Source organism: Planctomycetia bacterium, from assembly GCA_021413845.1.
GTDB lineage: Bacteria > Planctomycetota > Planctomycetia > Pirellulales > PNKZ01 > PNKZ01.
On record JAIOPP010000018.1, the window covers coordinates 1 to 24,002 of the forward strand.

Here is a 24,002-nt window from a genome sequence, read left to right on the forward strand (position 1 = left end):
AAGTGGCGAATCGCGGGAGCCCATTCCCGATGCGGAGCCTTATGTTGGCTGAACAACATAAACGGCTTCTTCTTGTCGCGATTCTTCAACCACTCGAGCGAGAGGTCGCCGATAAGGTCGGTCACATAGCCGGGGCGCACCGTGCGTTTGCCGTTTTCGATCATCGGCGGATTGTAGTAGAGCCCTTGTCCCGGCAGGATGTTCCAATAGTCGAAGCCGGTCGGATCGGTTTCCAAATGCCATTTGCCGATCATCGCCGTTTGGTAGCCCGCGGCTTGCAGAAGCTTCGGAAACGTCGTTTGCGCGCCGTCGAACTTGTCGCCGTTTTGGTAGAAGCCGTTGCGATGGCTGTACTTGCCGGTGAGGATGCAGGCGCGGCTCGGTCCGCAGATGGAATTCGTCACGTAGCAATTGCGAAAGAGCATCCCTTCGTTCGCGATGCGATCGAGGTTCGGCGTGCGGTTGATCGTCGAACCGTAGGCCGAAATGGCTTGGTAGGCGTGATCGTCGGCAAAGAGAAACACGATGTTCGGCGGCTGTTTCGGCTCGCCAGCCTCGACGTCGTTCGCTACCAACGCCATCGTCGCGGCCAACGCCGCCGCCGTGAGATAACAAAGCACACAGAAGCAACGGTAAGCGCGAGGCAAAGGAAACTCCTTGGGGAAACGTGCGAAATATCGGAATAACGGCGCGGGGAGGATCGCTCTGACCTTGATTCTACACAGCCGCAGGGAGAAAATATCGACATGGTTATCTCCGGTCACATACGGAACGGCGTCGTGGTGTTGGAAGGGGGCGTTACCTTGCCTGAGGGAACGCAGGTAACCGTTTTGCTTCCGGTCGCTTCGCCGATCAAGCTTTCCGCTCCGACTGAGAGGCCGAGGCGGCGGATCGTTTTCCCGATCATCCCGTCGGAACATCCGGGTTCGTTAGACATTACCGCCGAGCGAATCGCCGAAGTCCTGGACCAACAAGATGCTTCTGCCTGACATCAACGTCTGGCTGGCCTTAGCGTTTGCGGGCCATAAGCATCATCAATCCGCCCAGGTGTGGCTTGAGACCGCCGTGGAACATACTTTGTTTTTCTGTCGCTTGACTCAGCAAGGATTCTTACGCCTCGCTTCCAGCAAGGCCATCGTCGGTGCAGAGGTCGTATCGTTGCGCGATGCTTGGAAGGCTTACGATACGATATTCGCCGATCCGCGAGTGGAGTTCGCTTCGGAGCCGCCAGGCATCGAGCCGGTTTGGCGAAGCTATACGCAGTCCGAGTCGTTTTCTCCCAAAGTCTGGAACGACGCCTATCTCGCGGCTTTCGCGCGCATCTCCGGATTCGAGGTAATCACGTTCGATCAAGGCTTCAAAGTTTACGACGACGTCAAGCGGACGATTCTGCAGTAGCCCGATCCCCCGTGAGTCCGTCTGAATAATTCATTAAGTCTCCCAGCCGCAAAACGAAGCCGCGAATGCTTGCGATGGTTGATCGGTCAGGGCTCTGAGTCACGGTCTCGCTATGAACTACTTCGCTCACGGCTACCGCTTTCTCGATGATCCCTACTTCCTCGTCGGCACGGCGATTCCCGATCTGTTGTCCGTCATCGATCGGAAGATTCGGGTTCGGCCGCGCGATGCGGCGCGGCATGTCGACGGCGAGGACGGGCTGCTCGCGCGCGTGGCCCGCGGCGTGGCGCAGCACCATGCCGACGACGCGGAGTTTCACTGTTCGCTGGCGTTCGTCGAGCTCTCGCTGCAATTTACGAAAGAGATTCGCGACCTGCTCCCGCCCGACGACGGACTTCGTCCGCACTTTCTCGGCCATATTCTCGTCGAGCTTTTGCTCGATTCGACGCTCATGGAAGACCGGCCCGACAGGATCGAAGAATACTATCGTTCGTTCGGCGAAGTCGAGGGTTGGGTCGTCGAAGAAGCGGTGAATCGGATGCAACCGCGGCGCACGGAACGGCTCGCCGTTTGGATAACGCTCTTTACGCGCGAACGGTTTCTCTGCGATTATCCCGACGACCGCCGGCTGTTTCGGCGATTGAACCAAGTGATGAAGCGGGTCAAGCTCGATCCGCTTCCCGAGAAGTTTTGCGAGTTGCTACCGGCCGCACGGCGCGACGTTCGAGCACGCCGCACGGAGTTGCTCGGCGGCGATCCTCGGTTCGGTGTTTAAGGTTGCCTTTCTGACAGGATCCGTCGCTCATGCTCTCGCTCGTCTGTTCGCTGCTGCTAACCACGCTTGCCGCCGAGCCCGCGCGCCCGGCCGACGTCATGGTCGTGTGTCCCGGCCCGTTCGAAGAAGCCCTGCGGCCGTGGATCGAGTATCGACAGAAGCAGGGGCACGTCGTCGCGATGGTGTCGGGTGAAGAAAAGCCGACCGAGATCAAGGCCCGACTGCGCGCCGCCTACGCCGCCGAGCCGAAGCTCTCGATCTTGATCATCGGCGATGTCGAGAACCCGTCGCCGTTTAATCCCTCCGCGCGCACCTTCACGGTGCCGACGCACTTCGAGACCGCCACGATCAACGTCTTGTTCGGGAGCGAGCCGACCATTCCGACCGACAACTGGTATGCCGACTTCGACGACGACGGCGTGCCCGAGGCCGCGATCGGTCGCTTGCCGGTGGATTCGGCGTACGAGCTGCATCACTTCATCAAGCGCATCATCGCCTACGAGCAATCGACCGACTTCGGGCCGTGGCGGCGGAAGATCAACTTCATCGCCGGGCTCGGCGGGTTCGGTCCGGTCGCCGACGCGGCGCTCGAAGCGGCCGCGAAGACGCTGATCACGAATTACCTACCGCCGGCCTATGTATCGACGATGACGTACGCGAGTTGGCAAAGTCCCTATTTTCCCGGAGGAGAGGAGTTCCACGAAACGGTCGTCGAGCGCTTCAACGAAGGGTGCCTGATGTGGGTCTATATCGGTCACGGTGGCCGGCGCGAGTTCGACTATTTCCGCACGCCCGACGGCAAGGTGCATCGGATCTTCAGCACGGCCGATGTCGCTAAACTTCAGGCGCAGAAGCATCCTCCGATCGCGCTGTTTCTCTCATGCTACTCGGGTGCCTACGACGCCCCGCAAGATTGCCTCGCCGAAGAGATGCTGCGCAGGGAAGGGGGGCCGATCGCCGTGATGAGCGGCACGCGCGTCACGATGCCTTATGCCATGTCGATCCTCGGCCAAGAGTTGATGACCGGTTTCTTTCAGCAACGGCCGGCGACGATCGGACAACTTCTCCGCGACGCTAAGCGCGGGCTCGCGCTGAAGCCCCGTACGAGCGACGCCGACAAACAGTTCGACGCTCTGGCAACCGCGATGATGCCGATGGCCGCCGACTTGAAAGCGCAGCGCATCGAGAATTTGCATTTGTTCAACCTCCTGGGCGATCCGCTGTTGCGCTTGAAGCATCCGGAAACGGTGAGCATCCAAGCGCCGAGCGAAGTTCGGGCCGGTGAGCAAGTTAAGTTCGGCACCACCAGCCCGATCGCGGGAGAGACCTTCGTCGAGTTCGATATTCGTCGCGATCGGTTGCGTCTTCCTCCGCTCGAGCGCGACACCTACGACGGCAAGCCGCCGCTGCAATATAAGAGAAACGATTTCCAGGAAGCACAGGGCCGGAACGCATCCGAGGCGCCGGCCGGAGTGCCGGCGGATTGGTCGCTCTCGACCTTGCTCGAAGACCGAGGCGATTACTACGTCCGGGTTTACGTCGAGGGGAAAGACTCGTTCGCCCTCGGTTCGTCGTATGTGAAAGTTCGTCCACCGGTGAAACCTAAATAGCGTCGGCTGCGTAAAGCAGAAGGTGCGCAAGCTCCCTCAAGCCGGATTTTATGCCGTGCGAAGCGTGCGCTTCTTATAGAATCGTCGCTATGGATACTTCAGTTCCCGTCCCGCCGTCGGCATCGTTCCCGTCTCCGGCACCGCGACCCAAAAGCAAATGGCGCTGGGTCCGACGGATCGGCCTCGCGACGACGCTCGTGGTCGTCGGCCTGATCGGTGCCGCACCGACGATCGTCTCCAAGAATCCGGAACTCCGCGACCGATTGATTCGCCGCTTCCTCGGCGACTTGAACGGCGACGTCGTCATCAAAGACTTTTCGGTCGGCTGGTTTTCACCCCTGACGATCCGAGGCCTCGCGCTCCACCCGCGCTCCGACTCGCAGCCGGTGCCGGGCTCGTCGGCCAATCGCGAGCCGCTCATCACTGCCGAGGCCGTCGAAGCCGATCGTGATCTGTGGCGCATGCTTTGGGACCGCGCCGATGTCGGCACCATTCGCATCGAACGCCCGCAAGTGTTTCTCGCGCTCGGCGAGAAGGGGCAGAGCAACTTCTCTGAAGTCTTCGGGCCGATCCTCGAGCGCGAAGCGAAAACGCCGCGCTCGCTCACGTTCGGCGCACGGGCGCAGATCGTCGACGGCACGCTCCGCGGCATCTCCGCCGAGACGCGCGAGCCGTGGCAAATCGCGGGGATCAACCTCGCCGTCGGCGTCCGTTCGGCTCAGGTCTCGAAGAGCGGCAAGCCGGAGCTGTTCGTCGAGCGCGGCAACCTCGTCTCGAAGGGCGCGCTGACGGTCGGGCTTTGCAATGACGTGCTCAAGTACATCGCGCCGGTCGTCGCGAAGACGGCCAGCGTGCGCGGCCTCGTCTCGATCGATCTCGACGACTGGCGACTCCCTTGGAAAGATTTCGGCAGCGGCGATCTCTCGGGCCGGCTGACGATGCACACGGTCGAGGTCGGGCCTGGCGCGATGACGAAATCGATTTTGCATCAAGCTGCGCTGCTGCCGTTCCTCGGCGATCTGATGCGAAGCCTCCCGGCTCCGGACTTCGTGAACATCGCGCACGATTCGGTCATCGTCTTCAAGATGCTTCCTGGCGGACGGCTGCATCACGAAGGGCTTCGTTTCAGCCTCGCCGACTTAATCGACGTGCAGACGCACGGAAGCGTCGGGCTCGACGAAACGCTCGACCTCGTCGCCTCGCTTGGCATCCATCCGCCGAACCCTGAGGAACGAAAGCTCGCCTTGATGCGGCAGCTTTCGAGTCAGCAGTGGCCGGTAAACATTCGGGGCAAGCTCGGCGCGCCGGCAATCGATTTGTCGCCGCTCGGGGTTGCTTGGAAGCAACTCTTGTTTCAGAAGGTGCCGGCCGATTGGCTTTCGGGTCGGTCGTCGTTCGGTGGTAATTTGATGCGCGAGATTCCGCCGGAGACGGTCGGACAGCTCATGTCGCTCTATCAATGGGCCACGGCTCCGACGCCCGCTCCCCGTTCACCGGCATCGCAAACACCGACGCTCGGCGATGGCTCGGTGAACCAAAACGCCGTGCCGCCGCTGCCGGTCCCTAGTGCCACGGCTCCGGCGTTCGGGCCGGCCGAAGGGGTGAAGCTCGGATTGGATATGTTGCAGGCGATTCGTGCGCGACGTCAGCAGCAACCACCTCCGACGTCGCGCCCCCTCGCGCCGCAAGATCAGCAGAGCCCGGCGCCGCGCGACCGGATCGATCCGGTACCGCCGGCGAATGGAAGCCTGCAGGGGAATGTGAATCCGCCGGCGAGCGGACCGACCGGGTTCTTGAACGGCGTGCCGAATGCAGCGCCTACCGGGGCACCTCCGCGGCGGCCGTTGTTGCGGCAGGGGTTGCGCATGCTGCTCGAAGCGGCGGAGAGCGCGAACCAGCCGGCTTCGACGACGCAACCACCCGCTCCGCAGCCGCCGACCCCGGCGAATCCTGCTCCGTAAGGGGAGCGCGACCCACTTCCGCGCTTTTTCGCTCGCAAGTATACTTTTAACTGCCGCGACGTCGTGTCGCGGATTCGCAGGACGAACGCTCCGTCCCAGGTCCGGTAATTTTTGCTCTCGGGAATTTGTGCGATGGCTAACGCCTTTGATCCTTACCGCGAAGCGCTGGTCGTCGAAGCCAATACGATCTGGCCGGTGGAATTCGCCGATCTGACGCTCGCCGAAAAGGCCGTGCTCGAACAGAAATTGCACAACACGGCGAAAGACGCCGCCGACCTCGACTATTCGCGGCTGCACACCGGCTTCGCTCGCGACATCACCGTGACGGCCGCCGATGTGGCCCGAGTGAAGTAGCGTTCGTCTCGTTGAGCGGCACGGTTCTCTCGGTGAAAGCACGAGTCAGGCGCGCATGGCAATTCCTCGTCGAACGGTTCATGTCGCGCTCGGCGAGCGAAGCTATCCGATCGAAATCGGCACCGGCAATCTCATCGACACCGGCCGGTTTCTGCTCACGCGCCGCCAGGTTTCGCACGCCGTCATCATCACCGATGCGAACGTCGAAAACCGGCACGCGATGACCGTGGCCGAGAGCTTGAGCCAGGCGGAGATCGCGGTCGACCTCGTCGTCGTCGCGTGACGGCCGTCGGCGGCGGCGTCATCGGCGACCTCGCGGGCTTCGCCGCGGCGTCGTACGCGCGAGGGCTCGCGTTCCTCCAAGTCCCGACGACGCTCTTAGCGCAGGTCGATAGCTCGGTCGGGGGTAAGACCGGGATCAACCTCGCCGGCGCCAAGAACATGGTCGGCGCGTTCTGGCAACCGATCGGCGTCGTCGTCGATTCCGCCACGCTCGACACGCTGCCGATTCGCGAATATCGCTCGGGGCTGGCCGAGGTCGTGAAATACGGCGTGATTCTCGATGCCGATTTCTTCACGTACCTGGAAGACAACGTCGACGGCCTCGTCACGCGAAAGCCGGAGACGGTGCGCGAGATCGTGGCGCGGAGCTGCGAGCTGAAAGCGCTGGTCGTCAGCCAAGACGAACGAGAAGAGACCGGCTTGCGCGCCGTCTTAAACTACGGCCACACATTTTGCCACGCCTTCGAGACGTTGACGAACTACTCGACCTTGCTGCACGGCGAAGCGGTTTCGATCGGCATGATGTGCGCCGCGCGACTGGCCGAGCGCATGGGCCGCATCGAGCAAGCGCTGGTCGATCGCCAGCGAGCGCTGCTGGTAGCTCTAGGCCTTCCCATCGAGACCCCGGAGCTCGATCCGCAGGAAGTGCTGCGCGTGATGGGGCGCGACAAGAAAGTCGAACACGGAAAACTACGCTTCGTGCTTCCGAGCCGAATGGGGCACGTCGAGCTGGTCGGAAACGTCGCGCCCGAGGATGTGATCGCGGCGCTGAAGGATTGAGTTAACGCCGGATTTCCGCGAAACCACAAGCGGCGCGACGGCGCCGACTTTCGCTTCCTCACGGCTCGAACTAAGCGAAGCTAGGACGCCACGCAAGGGTTCGACAACGTGCCCAAGTTCTCGATCTCGACTTCTACGACATCGCCCGGCTGCAGGAATACCGGCGGCTTCCGCGCCATGCCGACTCCCGGCGGCGTGCCGGTGAAGATGATGTCGCCCGGCAGCAGCGTCACGACGTTCGAGATGTACGCCACGAGCTCATCGATTTTGAAGATGAGTTGCGTCGTGCTCGAGTCTTGCATCGTCGTGCCGTTGAGCCGAAGTTGAATTCGCAAGTTGTTCGGGTCGCCGGCTTCGTCGGGCGTCGTGAGGGTCGGCCCGAAGGGGGCGAACGTGTCGAAGGTCTTGCCGAGCAGCCATTGTTTGCCGGGCTTATTGAGCTGCCAATCGCGAGCCGATACATCGTGGCCCGGGCAGTATCCGGCGACGTGCGACAGTGCGTCGGCGCGGGAGATATTCTTTCCGCCGCGGCCGATCACGACGACCAACTCCGCTTCGTAATCGACTTGCGTGCTCGCCTTCGGCAGCACGATCGGGTCGTGCGGCGCGCAAACCGCGGTCGGAAACTTGCTGAAGAAGACCGGCTCGTCGGGAGGGGCCACGCCGCTTTCCTTCGCGTGGTCGGCATAATTCAGACCGACGCAAATCACCTTTTGCGGGTCGGGAATCGGGGCGAGCAAGCGAATGCCGTCGGGGAGCGGAGCCCCGTTTTGAGCCGCTTTCGCGGCCCGTGCAACTCCTGCCGGACCGAGCGCGATCAGCTCCTTCAGCGTGGCCGGAAGGGTCGGGTCGACGGCGTTAAGATCGACGTAACGGCCGTTTTGCAACGCCGCGGCACGCGCCCCGGTCGGGCTCTGATAGCTGACGAACTTCACGGAATTCTCCTGTCGCGGTCGCGTCTACGGAACGGTCGATGAGGCCGTTTACCTGTCGGAATCGTTATTGAACCCGGCTCATGGCAAAGCGGCAAGAGACGGCAAGCCGTAAATTCGCGACTTTCGTTAAATCCGGCTGCAAATGACAGTTTCTTAGTGTGGATTAGCTCTGTGGTTTGCCGTCGGCGCGGTCGTGACCTAGGTTTCGATAGGCACCTCACCTTTGCGCTACGACTCCATAACGATGGACAACCGTCAATCTAGCCCGCTCTCGACGCCGCCTGAGCGCGTCGCCGCCGATGCTGTTTCAGCATCGGCCGAGGGCCGGCTCGCGCAGTTGTCGACGCTCATGGAGGATCTCCACGAAGGCGAGCAAGAGGTTGTCGGCCGTCCGACGATCGTCGATTCGTTCGAGACCGAAAGCACGCTCGTGCAAGCCCGGCTCGGCATCGGCAGCAGTCTTTATGCGGCTCTGCGTTGGAAGCACGAACCGACGGCTCAACACTGCCTTCGCGTTGCGCTTTGCTGCTCCGGTTGGGCCGAGATGATGACGTTGCCGTCGACGCTTCGCGACGAGCTCGAGTTGGCGGCGCTCTTACACGACGTCGGCAAGATCGGCGTGCTCGACTCGATTCTCGCCAAGCCCGGCAAGTTCAGCCCGCAAGAAGCGGCGATCATGGACTGCCAATGGCTCATGGGCGAGCAGATCCTACGGAGCTGCAGCGCCTCGAACGGCGTGATCGACATCATTCGTTACGCTCGCGGTTGGTTCGACGGCAAGCGCGGCGATTGCGATCTCGCCGGCGACGAACTTCCGCTCGGTTCGCGCATGCTGGCGATCGTCGACGCGTTCGACTCGATGACGACCGATCATGTGTTTCGCCGGGCGATGTCGGTGCAACGTGCGTTCGACGAGCTCTTCCGTTGTGCCGGCACGCAGTTCGATCCGGACCTCGTGACCGTCTTCAGTAAATTGTTCGAGAAAGATCCGTTGGCGATGCAGCTCATCGCCGGCAATCGGTGGCTCGCCGACCTCGACCCGAACATTGTGCAGGGGCAATATCGCCGCGGCCGCGTTCAAGCGCCGATGGGCCCGCTGTCGACCGAATCGATCTTCCAGACGAAAATGCTCGACTCGATGCACGACGCCGTGATCTTCGTCGACGCTTATCTCAAGGTTCTCTATTGGAACCAAGGGGCTGAGCGTTTGACCGGCATTTCGGGCAAGAGCATGGTCTCGCGCAACTTCGTACCTAGCTTGCTGAAGCTGTGCGATGAGCGAGAAAAAACGATCGCGGAGCATGAGTGCCCGGTCGCGCAGGCGGTCGCCGGCGGAACGCAGTGGCTACGCCGACTCCATATTTCCGGCCGTGGCGGTAAGCCACTCGCGGTCGATGTGCATGCCATTCCCGTGCTCGACGCCGCGGGCATCATCGCCGGCGCCACACTCCTGCTGCACGACGTCTCGTCCGAGATTTCGCTCGAACAACGCTGCCAGAACCTCCACGATCTCGCCACGCGCGACGCGCTGACGCAAGTCGCCAACCGGGCCGAGTTCGATCGCGTGCTCAAGGAATTCGTCTTAGCGCACCGCGAAACGAAGCGGCCTTGCAGCTTGATCATGACCGACATCGATCGGTTCAAGACGATCAACGATACCTACGGCCACCAGGCCGGCGATCATATCATTCAGGCCGTTGCCCACTTGCTGAAAACCTTCTGCCGCTCCGGCGACTTGGTCGCCCGTTACGGCGGTGAAGAGTTCGTCCTCTTGTGCGCCGACTGCGACAACGCTACCGCCGCACAGCGCGCCGAAGAAGTTCGGGTCGCGTTCGGCATGATGAAACACGAATCGCTCGGCCAGCGCTGCGTCACCTCGAGCTTCGGCGTCACCGAAGTGCAGCCCGGCGACACGCCGGAAACGATGCTTCGGCGGGCCGATCGCGCGCTGTTCACCGCCAAAGAGACGGGCCGCAACCGAGTCGTGCAGCTCGGCGTCGGCGGCGACGCTCAAGGAGCCGAAGACGATCCGAAGATCACGGCTTCGTCGCGCAAGCGGCTTGCCGGCAACATGCTCTTGAAGCGCGAGATGACCAGCGATTCGCCGCTGGAACGGAATGTCGAGAAGCTTAAGGGCTTCGTCGCCGACCATCACGCCGAGATCGTGTTGGCCGATCGGAGCCGTGTGCAATTGCGGATCGGCGGCGATCGGGGCGGGCCCCTCTTCAAGCGCCAAAGCGATCGCTCGATTCGCTTGATTATCGATTTAGGAATCCACGAAGAGTCGTTCGCACCAGAAAGCAATCCGCGCGCCGTCTTCAAACGGACCCGGATCACGGTAATGATCAGCCCGGTGAAGAGCCGCGAACGACGCACGACCGCCGCGCTCGAACGAGCCCGACAGTTGGTCGCTAGCTTGCGTTCGTACCTGATGGCGATCGACGTCGACGGCGTCGAAGCGGTGACGGAAGACGAATCGGGCGGGATCTGGCAAAGCATCCGCAATCTGTTCGGCGGAGCGGCGGCGGCTCGGGAAGTGGAAGAAGCGGACGACGCAGCCCGGTAAGGACGCCGCGAACGTTCGCGAAACCGGGCCGATTCTCCGCGGCCGGTTGACATCGCAAGCCCTTGCGCACCCGATTGAAAACCGCGCAAGCATCCGTTATGTTCGGCGCAGAGAATTCCCTCTGCCGCTCGCAACCGGCTCGGGCGAATTCCTCCCTATTCGCTTCATAACGTCTGCGTTTCCATCCCTTCGATTCATCGATCGCGCCTCAAGGGTGATCGGGAGTAAGAGAAAATCATGGCCTACACACTGCCCGCTCTGCCGTATCCGTTCAACGCCCTCGAGCCCAGCATCGACGCGAAGACGATGGAGATCCATCACGGCAAACATCATCAAGCGTATATCACGAACGTGAACAACGCGATTCAAGGAACTGCGTTCGACAATCTGCCGGTCGAAGAGCTCGTCGCCAAGATCGACACCGTGCCGGAAAACATCCGCGGCGTGGTGCGCAACAACGGCGGCGGACACGCGAATCACTCGCTCTTCTGGACCGTAATGGGCCCGGGCGCCGGCGGCGAGCCGAGCGGCGCGCTGGCCGATGCGATCGCGAAAGATGTCGGCGGCTTCGCGAAGTTCAAGGAAGACTTCTCCAAGGCCGCGCTCACGCGCTTCGGCAGCGGTTGGGCATGGCTCAGCGTCGACAAGTCGAAGAAGCTCGTCGTCGAAAGCACGCCGAACCAAGACAGCCCGCTGATGCACGGCAACACGCCGCTCTTGGGCCTCGACGTGTGGGAACACGCCTACTATCTGAACTATCAAAACCGTCGGGCCGACTACATCGCCGCGTTCTTCAACGTGGTGAATTGGAAGGCCGTCGCCGAACGCTACGCCGCCGCTACCAAGTAGTTGCGCGGATCGAAAATTCGACGAAGTTAGGCATACTGCGGAAAGGCTGAGGGAGAAATCCTCTCGGCCTTTCCGTTTTTTCATTCAAGCCTGCGGCGAAGTCGGCCGATACCTTGTCGCAATGCGGAATCAATCGATCCCGATGAAACTGGCATTGACCGGCCCATCGCGCTCGCTATACTCCCGCCCCACCTTGCCGTAGTAAAGCTGCTCCCTTGCGGAGTCCGGCGGACCTGCGGCAAGCATTTCCCAAACACATCTCGAAACTCTCGGCCTCGGACAGGATGTCCGGCACCGGGTCATCTCCGATACTTCGAAGACACTTCTGCTCGGTTTACGGGCGGCTAAAAGACGCGACAGGGTTGTTGCGCCGGGAAGCCGATGCCGTCGAGCAGGTCACTTTGCGGAAGGACGCATCTTCATGCGAGCGTATCCTGCGCGGTTAGCCTTGTTCTGTTTGTTGACATCCTGCGCCGTCGGTTGTTCGACCGGAGGGATGAAAATGCCGAAGATGTGGCCTTTCGCCACCGCGGCGAAAACGACCCCTCCAGGCAGCACCTACTCGAGCACGCCGCCGGCGGGTATCGCCGCCAACGGTGGTGCTCCAGGCCTTCCGAGCGCCGGGGCGACCCCTTCGCCGTTGACCAATACCTACGGCAGCCCAGCGGGTGCCGGAGCGAATCCTTATGCCACGGCGGGCCGTCCGGCCGCTTCTCCTTACGGCGCTGCTCCCGCCGCCGGTGGTTACGCCACGGCCCAACAGCCGGGTGCGAACCCATACGCCGCTCCTGGCGGTAACGTGAACATTCCGGTCAGCTCGAACGAGCCGTACGGTGCCGCACAAGTCGGCTACGGTGCTCAACCGGGCTCGAATCCCTACGCCGCCGGGGCTCGCTCCTCGGTCGCAGCCGCACCGCAGGCGCCTGCCTCGCAAAACGGTTACTACAACGCCCAAGCTTATCCAGGTGCGGCCGCCGCTCCGGCTCCGACCCAGAACCCTTACGCCGCTACGGCCGGCGCCGCTCCGTATGGTGCCGCACCGGCTGGTGCGAATCCTTACGCCGCGGGCAATGCAACTCCAGCCGCCTACACGGCTGCCGTTCCTCCGCGAGCCGCCGCACCGGCGAACAACTTCGCCAGCGATCCTCGCTACGGTACGCCGCAAGCCACGGGCTCGGCCTACACCGGCTCGACGGCAACGCCGACCGGAGCATGGGGCGGCAACACCGCACCGTTGAACACCTCGAACGGTGCCACCGCGACCGGCTCGTACGCCGCTCCGGCAAACACCTCGGGCAACGCTACGGCCAGCACCGCTTCCCGTTCGACCAACAATCCGAGCTACGCGATGCCGCCGGCCAGCCCACTCGTCGCCCCGGGCGCCGCTCCTTACCAACCGACGGCTACGGCTTCCGCCGCGGCCGCTCCGGGTGCTTTCCGCCCGGGAACCACGGGGACCTATCCGGCAGCGAGCCCGATCCCGACGACCGTCAATCCATCGGCCGCACCGGCCGGTCGCTACGCGGTTCCGCCGACGACCGCTCCGACGGCCACGCCTGCCTCGTATCCGCCGGCAGGGGGCGCCTATCCGCAAACTCGCGGCTAGTCGAACCGTCACGAATATCGAAACGAAGCGAGCGAGCGGCACTGGTTGCCGCTCGCTCTTTTTATGCGCACGCGCGCTACACGAAATGCGTGCGCACCAACGTCCGAAAATCGGCCGTGTTGCGCACCTTCTGCACGGCGGTCTTGAAGCCGGCGAAGTCGGCGACGAACTTCGCGTAGTAACAGCTCACGCGCGGCAACCGGCGTAGCGCCAGCGCTTGGCCGTAGATTTTGATTTCTTCTTCGAAGATCTCGAGTGCGGCTCGGCCGCGCTCTTGCGCGCTCGGCGGCTTCGGCATACTTCCACCGAGCCACAACGCACGGCATTGAGCGAACAGCCACGGATTCCCGAGGCAGCCGCGCCCGATGCCGACGCCGTCGGCTCCGCTCTCGCGTAGAAACCGGACGGCGTCCGCCGCTTCGCGCACGCCGCCGCTGCCGAACACCGGGATCGTCGCCGCTTGTTTGGCTCGCGCCACGACTTGCCAATCCGGCCCTCCGACATACGCCTGCTGCACGCTCCGACAATGCACCTCGACGGCCGACGCTCCGGCTTGCTCGGCCCGTTGCGTCACTTCCACGGCGGTCTCCGTGGCGGCGTCGGGTCCGCTGCGGATCTTGAGCGTGACCGGAATGGAAACGGCCCGCACGACCGCTTCGACGATCGCTCCGATCGCCGGCGGATCGCCTAGCAGGGCTCCTCCTTCCCCGCGCCCGACCAGCCGCCGGATCGGGCACTCGAAGTTGAGATCGACGCCGTCGAAGTGATGTTCTTCGACGACGCGCGCCGCTTCGGCCATCATCGCCGGTTCGCGCCCGCTGATTTGTCCGACGCGCGGCGACTCTCCCGGCATCGTATAGAGGAGCCGCAGGGCTCTTCGATCGCGGGCCGCGACATCGGCGCCGTCGACCCGCTCGGTGCAGACGAGCGCTGCGCCGTGCTTCTTCATCTGCATGCGAAACGGAAAGTTGGTGTGCTCCTCCATCGGAGCGAGCAGAAACGGATGCGCAACCGCGATGCGCCCGATCTTCATGCTCTGCGCCGACCGCAATGTAGTAGGCACGTTCCACGTGCCGTAACCACACGGGAAAGTGGAGCGCAAACCACGCCAGGATGCGCAAACGAAGTCGCGCGATAACGAATCGACGTCGGCGAGGCCGCGGCACGTGGAACGTGCGTGCTACTTTGCAGAGCTAAGCCGGCGCGTTGCGTTTTCGCGATTCTAACGGGGGCATCACTGCCCCCGCTCGCCTCAGATGGGCCAAGCTGGATCGCGCTCATCGCCAACCCTTTACGGAGTCGGGCAGGTTCCCGAGCTTGTCGAACGGCAAGTCGCGAGGCTCGGTGAGAATTTCCAAATTCGACATCCCGCGCGCCTGCGGCAAGTAAGCCTCGCTGCATTCGACTTCCACCAGGTCGAGCGTGTTGTGGATCCACAGCACCTTCGCCTCCGGCGGCTCGGCCAAGCCGATCGTCGGCAGGGCGACGTCGAGAATCTCGCGATCGGTCGCGTAATCGAAGGGATGCATTCCCGCTGCGACGTGGCCGCCCGTAAGACAGTTGATGCGGGTCTTGCGCTCGTCGATCTGTTCGATCACGCGGCTCCGACAAAACTCGGCCATGCCCACGCCGGTCGCGTTGCCGTGCGTCTCTTCGGTCAGGGAACGGATCGCGATCACCTTAACTTTCGGGAACTCGTCTTCCATCGCTTTGTGGTCGTTGTACTTCCGGCCGACGACGTTCGTGTCCATGCCGGTGCCGCTGATGTTCTTCCCCATCTGATCGACCAATAGCACATGGCACCGATCGAACGGCAACCGCGGGATCCACTTCTTCGCGAGCACGAGTAGTTCCTTCTCGCGGGCTTCCAGTTCTTCCGGCAACACCGCTTGAATCTTCGCCGTCTCTTCGCGCTCGTTTTCGACGACTCCCAAGCCCGCGACGATCTTGCATTTCGCGATCACTTCGCCGGCGACGCTCCGGACGATCTGCGGAAAGCTATAGTCTTGAATCGCGCGATGGTAGACGAGCGCCCCCCGATGTTTGCCGAGACCGATGAGCATCATCTTCATGAGCCCGCTTTCGATGTCGCCGACGAAACCGGTATGCGGCTTCACGCGCCCGACGACAAGCACATGGTCGGCCTCGGAGGCATGCTTGTCGAAATGGACGGGAAAGCCTTCCTTCGTTTCGCACACGACGATCGTGTCCATGCTCGCCCGAATCGGGCAGCCGCAAAACTCCGACGTGATGCCGTAGCCGGTCAGAATCTCGACCTGTCCTTCGGCCGTTCCGCCGCCGTGGCTCCCCATGGCGGGAACGATAAACGGCTCGGCCCCCAAAGTTTTGAGATGCGCGACCGTGGCGCGTATGATAACGGCGATGTTGGCAATGCCGCGGCTGCCGGCAGTGACGGCGACGCTCTCGCCTGGTTTGATCCGTTTGTTGAGCGGCAGCCTGCTCAGTTCGCTTTTCACTTCGGCCGCGACGTCGGCGACGGTGGGCCCGGTGAAATGCTGCCGAACACGAAAGATGCGTGGATAACTCGACACGATGGTCCGACTCCCCCGAGTGAACGAACGACGACTGCCCCCGATTTTAATCTTACGCCGACGCGGTAGCGATACCCTGTAGCGAAAGCCCGAGCGACTAAGCAAACTAACGAGATGCGCTACTGTTGCGGGAAGGAGGAGCGAAACGTCGTCGCGAGTCGGTCTAGGAGCGAAACGACGACGTCCCTAAAATCGCGCTCCGTCCCGGCATATCGACCGGCCGCCGCTGGGCCTATTTCCTCAGGCTTGGTTCGGCCCGTCTCGCGCATTTATCGGAAAGCTCGAACGCGTCATGGCGAATTCAAAACGAACTAACGATTTGGATGGAGCTTCCGGTTCCCATCCGGAGACGACCTCGTCGAAGCCGTCGCCGGTTACTGCATCGCATAAGACGGTCGAACAATGGCTGGCGGAAACGCCGGCCGATCCGCCGCGCAGCCGTGGGCTGCGCAAGCTTGGAATCGTCGGCTTCGTGTTGCTTCTCCTCCTCGGCTTCGCGCCGCAGATCATCAGCCGCACGCCCCTGTTGGGCCGGCTCATCGCGCTGGGAACGGCCGACCTCAACGGCACCGTCTCTTGCGGCAGCGCCTCGCTTAGTTGGTTCTCCACTCCGGCCGCCTCGGCCATCGGGCTCACCGACGATCAAGGGCGCACCGTCGCAACGGCCGAGGAAGTCTCGTGCGATCGTGGACTCTGGAGCTTGATCACCGCGCCGAAGCAACTCGGCCGCTTACGAGTCGATCGCCCGCTGCTCACGCTGCTCGTCCGTGCCGACGGCACGACGAATCTCGAAGAGGTTCTCAAGAAGTTCACGGAGCCGCTCCCGCCGGGAGTTCCTTCGACGAAGGTTGCCGGAGCGATCGAAGTCGTCGACGGCAAGGCCGAGGTGCGCGAAGAAGCAACCGGTCGGAGTTGGTCGCTCGATAAACTGAACGGCGTCGTCATTCTGCCGGACGGCGAAACGCCGCTGTCGGTCGATGTGAAGGGGACGATGATTCTTGCCGACGGCCCGCGCCCTTGGTCGTGTCGCTTGAATTGGCACGATACGGCCGAGTCCGGCAAGCCGACCGCTCCCCAAGGAGACATCGCGCTCGACGTCACCGCCTTGCCGCTGGAGCTCGTGCATACCCTCGCTAAGCGCTTTCTGCCCGGGCTCGATTACGCCGGCCTTTTCTCCGGCAAGCTCATCGGCAAGTTCGACCTCGCCGCCGAACAACCGACCGCCGAGATCGCCGGACGACTCAACGTGAGCCGGTTCGCGCTCGGCGGCGCGAAGCTGCAAGGAGATGAAGTCCGCCTCGCGCAAATCGATCTGCCGTTGAAGGCGAGCGTGGCGGAGAACCGACTGTTCGTCGAACAGTTCAGCGCGACGTGCGATCTGGCGGGCCTTCAGCTCAGCGGCTCGCTGGCCGACTACCGCCGCCTGTTCACGGCGACCGGTGCCATGCAACTGCTGAATCTTCTCGCTCAGGGAGATGGTCAACTGCAGGCCCGCGTCGACCTCGCGAAGATCGGGCAGGCGATGCCGCACGTGCTGCGAGTGCGCGACGACGTCCAAATCACCGGCGGCGAGATCGTCGTCTCGGCTGTGGCGGGCCTCGACAAGACGGGAGTCCGCCGGCGACAGATCGACTTGAACACCTCGGGCCTCACGGCCCTCTCGAAGGGTGCGGTCGTCGCATGGCAACAACCGCTCCAAGCCACGCTTGCCATCGCCGACGGCGCGGCAGGGCCGATGATCGACAAGCTGAGTTGTCGCTCGGATTTTCTCGCCGTCGACGGGGTGAACTCGGCGAAGTCGTTCGATGTGTCGGCCCGCTATTCGCTCGCGCTGTTGATGCAGCGAGCCGAACAATTTCTCGACTTCGAAGGAGTTCAACTCGCCGGAGAAGGGACCGCTCAAGGCTCTTGGACGTACGAAGCGGCGAACCGCTTCAATCTCGCAGGCACGGCCACGATCGACGGCTTTCGTCTCCTCGCGCCCGGCTACGCTCCTTGGACCGAACGGCAACTCGTCGTCGGCGTGCAGGCCGTCGGCAGCGCGCTGGGCTTCATGGTCACGAGCATCGAACAAGCGGCCGTCGGCATTCAATCCGAGGGAGACCAACTGACGCTCCGCACGACGCAACCTTCGGTCGACTTCGCGAACCTTCAATTGGTCGTTCCGGTCTCCCTTGAAGGGCGCGGCCGACTCGATACTTGGCTGGCGCGGATTCGCCCCTTCGCAGGCCTGCCTGCAACGATGGTCGCCGAGGGACAAGCCGAACTCACGGCCGTCGGCAAGTTCCGCCCTTATAGCGATCTCGAAATCACGCAGTCGACGCTCCGCGCGCAACCGCTCCGCATCGCCGGCTACGGGCTGGCCGTGGATGAACCCAACGGCGAGCTCACGCTCGTCGGCCGCTACACACCGAAGCAGACGACCATCGCCGAAGCGAAGCTGATGAGCCCTGGCACGCAGATGACCGTGCAGAACCTGACCTACACGACGCCGACCGGCCGGCCGATGGAGCTGAAGGGAGACGTCGCGCTGAACACCGAACTCGCGCGGCTTATCGTTCCCACCGCCGCCGTGGCCGGTGCTCCCGCTGCGGCCGCGCTCCCTTGGCAATACGCTGGCCTGCTCAATGCTACGGCCAAGCTGCAACAAACCGGCAACGTCACGGCCATGTCGTTTGAAACGATCGTCAAGGACTTCGCGGTCGGGCAGGGAGGAGTCGCGCTCTGGCGCGAGCCCCAGGTGCGCTTGCTCGGCAGCGGCATCTATGAACCGGATCGCGATCTCGCCTCGATCGAACGACTCGAGCTCGCCGCCGATGCGATCCGCTTGATGGCGACCGGCAAACTTACTGAGCTCTCCGGAGCCTGCGTGCTCGATGGCCGTGGCGAGGCGACGTATGACCTCGCGCGGCTTACGCCGATCGCGCAGCCTTACGTCGGTCAAGGGTTCGTCATGGAAGGACGCGAGACGCAACCGTTTCAATTCGCAGGCCCGCTGGTAGACACACGCCCGCCCGGCACTGGCGCGAGCAACGGCATCGCGTGGGACAAGATCACGGCCGCGACACGTCTTGGTTGGGATCGCATCAATCTCTACGGCGTTCCGATCGCGAAAGGAAACGTCGACGCGCGACTCGCGCAAGGAGTCTTGCGTACGAGCATGATCGATGTGCCGATCAGCGAAGGACGCGTGCGCATCTCGCCGGCCTTGCGCGTCGGGCCCGAGCCGATGGAGCTGGCGATCGATCCGGGCCTCGTCATCGACCACGTTACGATTACGCCCGAGATGGCGAACGAGCGATTGAAGTTCGTCATGCCGATCATGGCCGGTGTGGCACAGGTCGGAGGTAAGTTCTCCATGCAGGTGCAAGAGTTCCGCTTGCCGCTCCACGACCCGACGGCCGGCTCGATCACCGGCAAGCTGACGGTACACGACATCGAAGTCGGGCCGGGCTTCATCATGCAAGAGTTGGCCTCGCTCGTAAAAATTCCTTCGCAAGCGCGCCTGACGCGCGAGTCGAACGTCGATTTCAAGATGATCCAAGGCCGGCTCTATCATCAAAACCTCGAGTTCGCGTTCCCGGAAGTCACCGTTCGGACGTCGGGCTCGGTCGGCATCGCAGATCAATCTCTCTCGCTGGTCGCCGAGGTCGCGCTGCCTGCGAAGTTGCTCGGAAACCTGTCGGCGGCCGGCGGACAAGTCGTGCGCGTGCCGATCGGCGGGACGTTGTCGAAGCCGAAGCTCGACCGTCAGGCGTTCGTTCAGGCCACGGCGCAGGTCGTCGAACAAGCGGCTCAACAAGCCCTGCAAAAGACGCTCGGCCGCGGCGAGACCGCGGCCCAAGAAGCACTCAATAAAGGGCAAAACGCGGCCGAACAAGCACTGGGACGCGGTTTGAATCGCCTCTTCGGACCAGGCGCTACGAACCCGACGCCGGGAGCCGGCGTGCGGTAGACCACGGCTCCGTTCGCTTCCGCCGAGCAACCGATTAATTTCACTTCTTGCGCGAACGAGCCGCGCGGTACACTGGCGCGTATATGAAACTCGTCATGCTCGGCACCACCGGATACCACCCCAACGACTTGCGCCAAACGGCGTGCTATGCGTTGCCGGAAATCGGCGTGGTGCTCGATGCGGGCACCGGCATGTATCGCTTGCGCAACTTCATCGCGACCGAAGAGCTCGACATCTTTCTCTCGCACGCGCACCTCGACCACATCGCGGGCCTGACCTTCATGCTCGGCACGTTGTTCGACAAGAACATGCGCCGCATCACGGTACACGGCATGCCGGAAAAGATCGCCGCGGTGCGCGATCATTTGTTTCACTCGGAAATTTTTCCGGTGATGCCTGATTGCGAGTTTCGTCCCATCGCGCCGCGTACGGCGCTCGCAGGAGGCGGGACGCTGACGCATTTTCCGTTGGAGCATCCCGGCAGCTCGATCGGCTTCCGACTCGATTGGCCGGAGCGCTCGATGGCCTACGTCACCGACACGACGGCCCGAGCCGATTCACCGTATCTCGAGCGGATTCGCGGCGTCGACTTGCTGTTGCATGAATGCTACTTCGGCGACGATACGCCGGAAGAGTTCGCCGCGCAAACCGGCCACAGCCGCACTACGCCGACGGCCGAACTAGCGCGAGCCGCGAAAGTCGGTCGCCTGGTCCTCACGCACTTGAACCCGCTGATCAGCGAAGTCGACCCGATCGGCTTGCCGACCGCGCAGAAGATTTTTCCCAACACGATGCTCGCGGAAGATTGCCGCGAGATCGAGTTTTAGAATCCGCGGTTCCGATGCCGAGGCTGCTGAGAGGCAGAGCGGTGCAAACCACGAGTGGCGCCGAACAACCGACTTAAAGCGGTTTCACGCGAATGTTCTTGTAGCGGATCGAGCCGGTTTGCGAGGCTTGCAAGCCGATGTAACCAGATCTGATCGGTGCTACTTGATCGTCGTAAGCGGCGACCTGTCGACCATCGATGTACACGGTGATCTTCGTGGCTTTCACCACGATTCGTACCTTGAACCAGTTGTTCGGTGAAGCCAGACCGGCACCGGTGAGGTAGACGACCGAGTTCTTACCGGACATCGGAAACTTATAAATGCTTCCGGTATAATTCGACGCGACCTCGATACCATGGGCCTGTACTTCGTACCCCGTGATGTGTCCGTCGGCGCGTGGCACGGGTCCCGAGCGAAGAATGAATCCACCGTTTCCACCTACGCTGTATTGCACCTCGGCGTTCAATTCGAAATCGTCGAATGTCCGGCCGCCGAAAAAGCAATAATCGTATTTCTTACTGAAGCCCCCGTTGGAAGCGATCTCGTCGTTTTCGATCGTCCAGAGATCGAGCCGCTCCGCACGCCACTTTCGCTTCGAGGCCGCGTTCGTCAGCGACGTTCCCTCACTAGGAGCGTCGGGCATGGCAGGACTATCGCCGATCGGAGCGGTCTCTTTCGGCAACGTGACGAGCGGAAGCGCGGTCACTTTGTCCAAGGTCAAAAAGCGTAACGGCTTTTCGACGTCGGGCTTGATCTTCCAATCGTTTTTCATCTCGGTCGACATCTCGTCGAGCGCTAGGATGATCTGAGCGTAGCCGACGAGCGATTCTTGCAGCAGCGCGCGGAACGTATCTTTGCGCTGTTGGTCCTTCGCTTGGTCTCCTTCAATGGCGACCACATAGCTATCCGACAAGTTGCTGGCGATGTCGTCGAGACGCTTCGCCAGCAGCGCGAAGCGCCCTTCCGCCGTCGTACGATCCGTCGCATCGACGGCCAGCCGCAGAAACTCATCGCTGAGCGTTTGACGCGCCTCGGCAACGGCCGGCTTGATCTTGCTGAACGTAGCGGCTTGGTCCTTCTGCGCTTCCTCGATGATCGAGAGCGCCAAACGCATGAAGGTCGAGGCCGCCTTGACCGTATTCGCCTGTTGTCGTGATGCGGTCGTCGCGTCGACAATCAACGGCTCGAAACGATAAAGCGGCTTCTTATCCAAGTCGTAGTGCGACACCGCGCGAAAGGCGACTTCGCACCACAAGCCCGCTTGTTCGGCCTCGAGTCGCTGTCGTCGCTCCAAGAGCACATCGACCTTACCGCGCATTTCCGACGCCTCTTGCTCGGCGCGCGCCTTAGCACTTTCATTCGCACGGTAGATGTAGTCGAACTGCGGCGGACGCTGATGCTGCGGCACACCGGAGTTGCCGCCGATGCCGCTCCGTTCGGCGCCGGCTTGGGGATTCAGAACCGTAACCGTGTGGTACGACGTTTTCGCGTCGACCGGATGGTAGAAGAACTTCTCCGCGGTCCGACCGTAGAACTCGGACCATTTCATCGGGCCGCCTCCCTTGCGGTCCATGATTTCGTTACCGAGATCCGCCCGCTTGGCCGCACCGAGGCTCGCATTGCGCTTTCCCGTGGCATGGCCGATCGCGTTTTCGACCGCATCGAGCGAGGCTTCGAGATTTGCTAACCGAACCATGAGGAAGATAAGACGCTGATCGATCTCTTCCCAAGTTCCTTCGCCAAGCTTTTCGGCAGGCGCGATTGCGCCGGGCTTTTTTTGCGTCGGCACTGGCGCTTGTTGGCCCCAAGCGAGATCGTCGCTCCAAGCCCCACAGACGATCGTGCAAAACGCGAACAAGATCCGCAATCGATTACGAGCCATGTTAGATCACCGCGCAAAGTTCACTGAGTGTCGGCAAGGAGAGAACGAATTCTACTCCCGCATGGGGGGAACATCCACGCTATTTCAAGTTGGTTGCCGTTGCGTGCGACTTAAAATCAAGCATCGTTCTCCGATCGTTTCCACGGCCGAATTTGCGATGACTCGTCGTCGCAACCGACCATCGACAATGCCGTGATAAACGTGCGATCGGCCGGCGCACGATGGAGTTCAAAGCGCGGATGCAGGCGCATAAAAAAAGACCGGCCGCGGGTGGGAGAACCCGCGGCCGGCCGTAGATCACGAACTTGCTTCTCGTCGCCGATATCTTACGACCGGCGACCCTTCGAACCGCTCATTAAGAGAACAATTCCTTGATGACCTTACCGCTGTTGGCGATCTTCATCGGGCGGTTGTTCTTGCTGGTGTAGGTGGTTTCCAGCGAGATGCCGAGGCCCTTGAGAACCGACGCCATCATGTCTTCCGACTTGATCGGGTCGACGTTGTCGGCGACGGCGGTGCCGTCTTCGTTCGTCGCACCGACGGCTTGACCACCCTTGGTACCACCACCGGCGACGATGGTCGACCAGCAGCGAGCCCAGTGGTCGCGACCGGCACGAGCGTTGATACGCGGCGTACGGCCGAAGTCACCCATCCAAATCACCGAGGTGTCTTCCAACATGCCCCGTTGAGCGAGGTCTTCGATGAGGGCGCTCATGCCTTGATCGAGAACCGGCAACAGGTTGTTCTTCAACGTGTTGTGGGTGTCGTTGTGCAAGTCCCAGCCGCCCATTTCGACTTCTACGAACGGCACACCACGTTCGACCAAGCGGCGAGCGACCAAGCAGCTACGGCTGAAGGTCGTGTTACGACGCATCATGCCTTGGCCGGCAGCGGCCGTTCCGCCCGGAACGGTAACGCCGTAGCGTTCCTTCACGGCGTCCGGTTCGTCGTCGATTTTGAAGGCCTTCATTTGATCGCTGGTCATGAGGGCCACGGTGCGATCGATCACCTTCTTGTGTTCGATCGGAGCATCGCCGCGGCTCGAGGAGGCGAAGCCCCCTTCGATTTGGCTGAGCATTTGGAGGCGTTGGGCCAACCGTTCCGGTTGCATGTCCATCCGCAAGTTGCGGACGTCGCCGTTCGAGTCGACGACGAACGGAGCGTAGCTGGCGCCCAAGAAGCCTGGGCCGAAGCTGCCGCCGCCGATCGAGACGAACGGAGGAATGTCGATGTTGTCGTTACCGCATTCGCGGGCCACGACGGCACCGTAGCTCGGGTGCTCGACGCTCGGGTTCGGCACATAGCCGGTATGCATGTAGTAGCGACCACGGTTGTGATCGGCTTCGCGGGTGCTCATGGAGCGAAGAATCGCTGCATTGTGCATTTGCTTGGCCATCATCGGCATGTGTTCGCTGATCTTCACGCCGGGAGCCGACGTTTCGATCTCTTTGAACGGACCACCGGTCGGAGCGCCCGGCTTGAGGTCCCAGATGTCGATGGTTGGGGGCCCAGCATTCATGAACAACATGATGCAAGCTTTTTGCTTCTTCTGAAGTTCCTTAGCGTTGGCACGCAAGGCCCCGGTGAAGGACGCGGCAACCGGCGCGGTGAGCGCGGCTGAAGCGGCCATGTGCGACATAAAATGACGACGATTCATGGACATTCGTAAT

16 protein-coding genes and 1 pseudogene are annotated in these 24,002 nt (G+C 62.2%); 11 read left to right on the forward strand and 6 right to left on the reverse strand.

Features of this window, described 5'->3' with window-relative positions; all coding sequences use genetic code 11:
- On the reverse strand, positions 1–581 hold a 581-nt coding region (locus tag K8U03_03320; GenBank protein ID MCE9603913.1), incomplete at its 3' end, for a sulfatase-like hydrolase/transferase.
- A 394-nt stretch (positions 582–975) separates the two neighbouring features.
- On the opposite strand from K8U03_03320, the gene K8U03_03325 reads away from it, so the two are divergent.
- From K8U03_03325 to aroB, 6 genes and pseudogenes are all read left to right on the forward strand, one after another.
- Positions 976–1,398 (forward strand): PIN domain-containing protein, encoded by a 423-nt coding sequence (locus K8U03_03325; GenBank protein ID MCE9603914.1) that lies wholly within the window; start codon positions 976–978, stop codon positions 1,396–1,398.
- Positions 1,399–1,510: 112 nt separating this feature from the next.
- Positions 1,511–2,173, forward strand: a complete 663-nt coding sequence (locus K8U03_03330; GenBank protein MCE9603915.1) for a hypothetical protein — start codon at positions 1,511–1,513, stop codon at positions 2,171–2,173.
- Between the two features lie 29 nt (positions 2,174–2,202).
- The gene (locus tag K8U03_03335; GenBank protein ID MCE9603916.1) at positions 2,203–3,783 is read left to right on the forward strand and encodes a hypothetical protein; all 1,581 of its coding nucleotides are present in this window, start codon (positions 2,203–2,205) and stop codon (positions 3,781–3,783) included.
- 89 nt (positions 3,784–3,872) lie between these two features.
- Positions 3,873–5,744: a hypothetical protein gene (locus tag K8U03_03340; GenBank protein MCE9603917.1), complete on the forward strand. Its 1,872-nt coding sequence runs from the start codon at positions 3,873–3,875 to the stop codon at positions 5,742–5,744.
- A 132-nt stretch (positions 5,745–5,876) separates the two neighbouring features.
- The gene (locus K8U03_03345) at positions 5,877–6,098 is read left to right on the forward strand and encodes a hypothetical protein (protein MCE9603918.1); all 222 of its coding nucleotides are present in this window, start codon (positions 5,877–5,879) and stop codon (positions 6,096–6,098) included.
- Positions 6,099–6,153: 55 nt separating this feature from the next.
- A pseudogene (gene aroB / locus K8U03_03350) lies at positions 6,154–7,160 on the forward strand (3-dehydroquinate synthase).
- 80 nt (positions 7,161–7,240) lie between these two features.
- Here the strand turns inward: aroB and K8U03_03355 are convergent.
- Positions 7,241–8,095, reverse strand: a complete 855-nt coding sequence (locus K8U03_03355) for a fumarylacetoacetate hydrolase family protein (protein ID MCE9603919.1) — start codon at positions 8,093–8,095, stop codon at positions 7,241–7,243.
- 244 nt (positions 8,096–8,339) lie between these two features.
- Here K8U03_03355 and K8U03_03360 point away from each other — a divergent pair, with 244 nt between their 5' ends.
- The 3 genes from K8U03_03360 (at position 8,340) to K8U03_03370 (ending at position 13,116) form a co-directional block, all read left to right on the forward strand.
- Positions 8,340–10,661 (forward strand): diguanylate cyclase, encoded by a 2,322-nt coding sequence (locus tag K8U03_03360; GenBank protein ID MCE9603920.1) that lies wholly within the window; start codon positions 8,340–8,342, stop codon positions 10,659–10,661.
- 237 nt (positions 10,662–10,898) lie between these two features.
- Positions 10,899–11,510 (forward strand): superoxide dismutase, encoded by a 612-nt coding sequence (locus tag K8U03_03365; protein ID MCE9603921.1) that lies wholly within the window; start codon positions 10,899–10,901, stop codon positions 11,508–11,510.
- Between the two features lie 502 nt (positions 11,511–12,012).
- A complete protein-coding gene (locus K8U03_03370) occupies positions 12,013–13,116 on the forward strand; it encodes a hypothetical protein (protein MCE9603922.1) in 1,104 nt (367 codons plus the stop codon).
- 76 nt (positions 13,117–13,192) lie between these two features.
- On the opposite strand, the gene K8U03_03375 is transcribed toward K8U03_03370, so the two are convergent.
- Together K8U03_03375 and K8U03_03380 are read right to left on the reverse strand one after the other, a co-directional pair.
- A complete protein-coding gene (locus tag K8U03_03375) occupies positions 13,193–14,149 on the reverse strand; it encodes a tRNA-dihydrouridine synthase family protein (GenBank protein ID MCE9603923.1) in 957 nt (318 codons plus the stop codon).
- Between the two features lie 244 nt (positions 14,150–14,393).
- Positions 14,394–15,671, reverse strand: a complete 1,278-nt coding sequence (locus K8U03_03380; protein ID MCE9603924.1) for a nickel-dependent lactate racemase — start codon at positions 15,669–15,671, stop codon at positions 14,394–14,396.
- A 316-nt stretch (positions 15,672–15,987) separates the two neighbouring features.
- Between K8U03_03380 and K8U03_03385 the strand changes: the two genes are divergently transcribed.
- Entirely contained in the window at positions 15,988–19,623 is a 3,636-nt protein-coding gene (locus K8U03_03385) for a hypothetical protein (GenBank protein MCE9603925.1), read from the forward strand.
- Between the two features lie 83 nt (positions 19,624–19,706).
- Positions 19,707–20,450 carry an MBL fold metallo-hydrolase gene (locus K8U03_03390; protein ID MCE9603926.1) on the forward strand — a complete coding sequence of 248 codons (744 nt, stop codon included), beginning with the start codon at positions 19,707–19,709 and terminating at the stop codon, positions 20,448–20,450.
- Positions 20,451–20,523: 73 nt separating this feature from the next.
- Here the strand turns inward: K8U03_03390 and K8U03_03395 are convergent, their stop codons facing one another.
- Positions 20,524–22,332 carry a DUF1080 domain-containing protein gene (locus K8U03_03395; protein ID MCE9603927.1) on the reverse strand — a complete coding sequence of 603 codons (1,809 nt, stop codon included), beginning with the start codon at positions 22,330–22,332 and terminating at the stop codon, positions 20,524–20,526.
- A gap of 355 nt (positions 22,333–22,687) precedes the next feature.
- Positions 22,688–23,989, reverse strand: a complete 1,302-nt coding sequence (locus tag K8U03_03400; GenBank protein MCE9603928.1) for a DUF1501 domain-containing protein — start codon at positions 23,987–23,989, stop codon at positions 22,688–22,690.
- Between the last annotated feature and the right edge of the window lie 13 nt (positions 23,990–24,002).

Excerpts from the sequence above, each read along its gene's own strand:
- K8U03_03325 (MCE9603914.1), top strand. The coding sequence starts at position 976 with ATGCTTCTGCCTGACATCAACGTCTGGCTGGCCTTAGCGTTTGCGGGC.
- K8U03_03330 (MCE9603915.1), top strand. The coding sequence starts at position 1,511 with ATGAACTACTTCGCTCACGGCTACCGCTTTCTCGATGATCCCTACTTC.
- K8U03_03335 (MCE9603916.1), top strand. The coding sequence starts at position 2,203 with ATGCTCTCGCTCGTCTGTTCGCTGCTGCTAACCACGCTTGCCGCCGAG.
- K8U03_03340 (MCE9603917.1), top strand. The coding sequence starts at position 3,873 with ATGGATACTTCAGTTCCCGTCCCGCCGTCGGCATCGTTCCCGTCTCCG.
- K8U03_03345 (MCE9603918.1), top strand. The coding sequence starts at position 5,877 with ATGGCTAACGCCTTTGATCCTTACCGCGAAGCGCTGGTCGTCGAAGCC.
- K8U03_03360 (MCE9603920.1), top strand. The coding sequence starts at position 8,340 with ATGGACAACCGTCAATCTAGCCCGCTCTCGACGCCGCCTGAGCGCGTC.
- K8U03_03365 (MCE9603921.1), top strand. The coding sequence starts at position 10,899 with ATGGCCTACACACTGCCCGCTCTGCCGTATCCGTTCAACGCCCTCGAG.
- K8U03_03370 (MCE9603922.1), top strand. The coding sequence starts at position 12,013 with ATGCCGAAGATGTGGCCTTTCGCCACCGCGGCGAAAACGACCCCTCCA.
- K8U03_03375 (MCE9603923.1), bottom strand. The coding sequence starts at position 14,149 with ATGAAGATCGGGCGCATCGCGGTTGCGCATCCGTTTCTGCTCGCTCCG.
- K8U03_03390 (MCE9603926.1), top strand. The coding sequence starts at position 19,707 with ATGAAACTCGTCATGCTCGGCACCACCGGATACCACCCCAACGACTTG.
- K8U03_03395 (MCE9603927.1), bottom strand. The coding sequence starts at position 22,332 with ATGGCTCGTAATCGATTGCGGATCTTGTTCGCGTTTTGCACGATCGTC.
- K8U03_03400 (MCE9603928.1), bottom strand. The coding sequence starts at position 23,989 with ATGAATCGTCGTCATTTTATGTCGCACATGGCCGCTTCAGCCGCGCTC.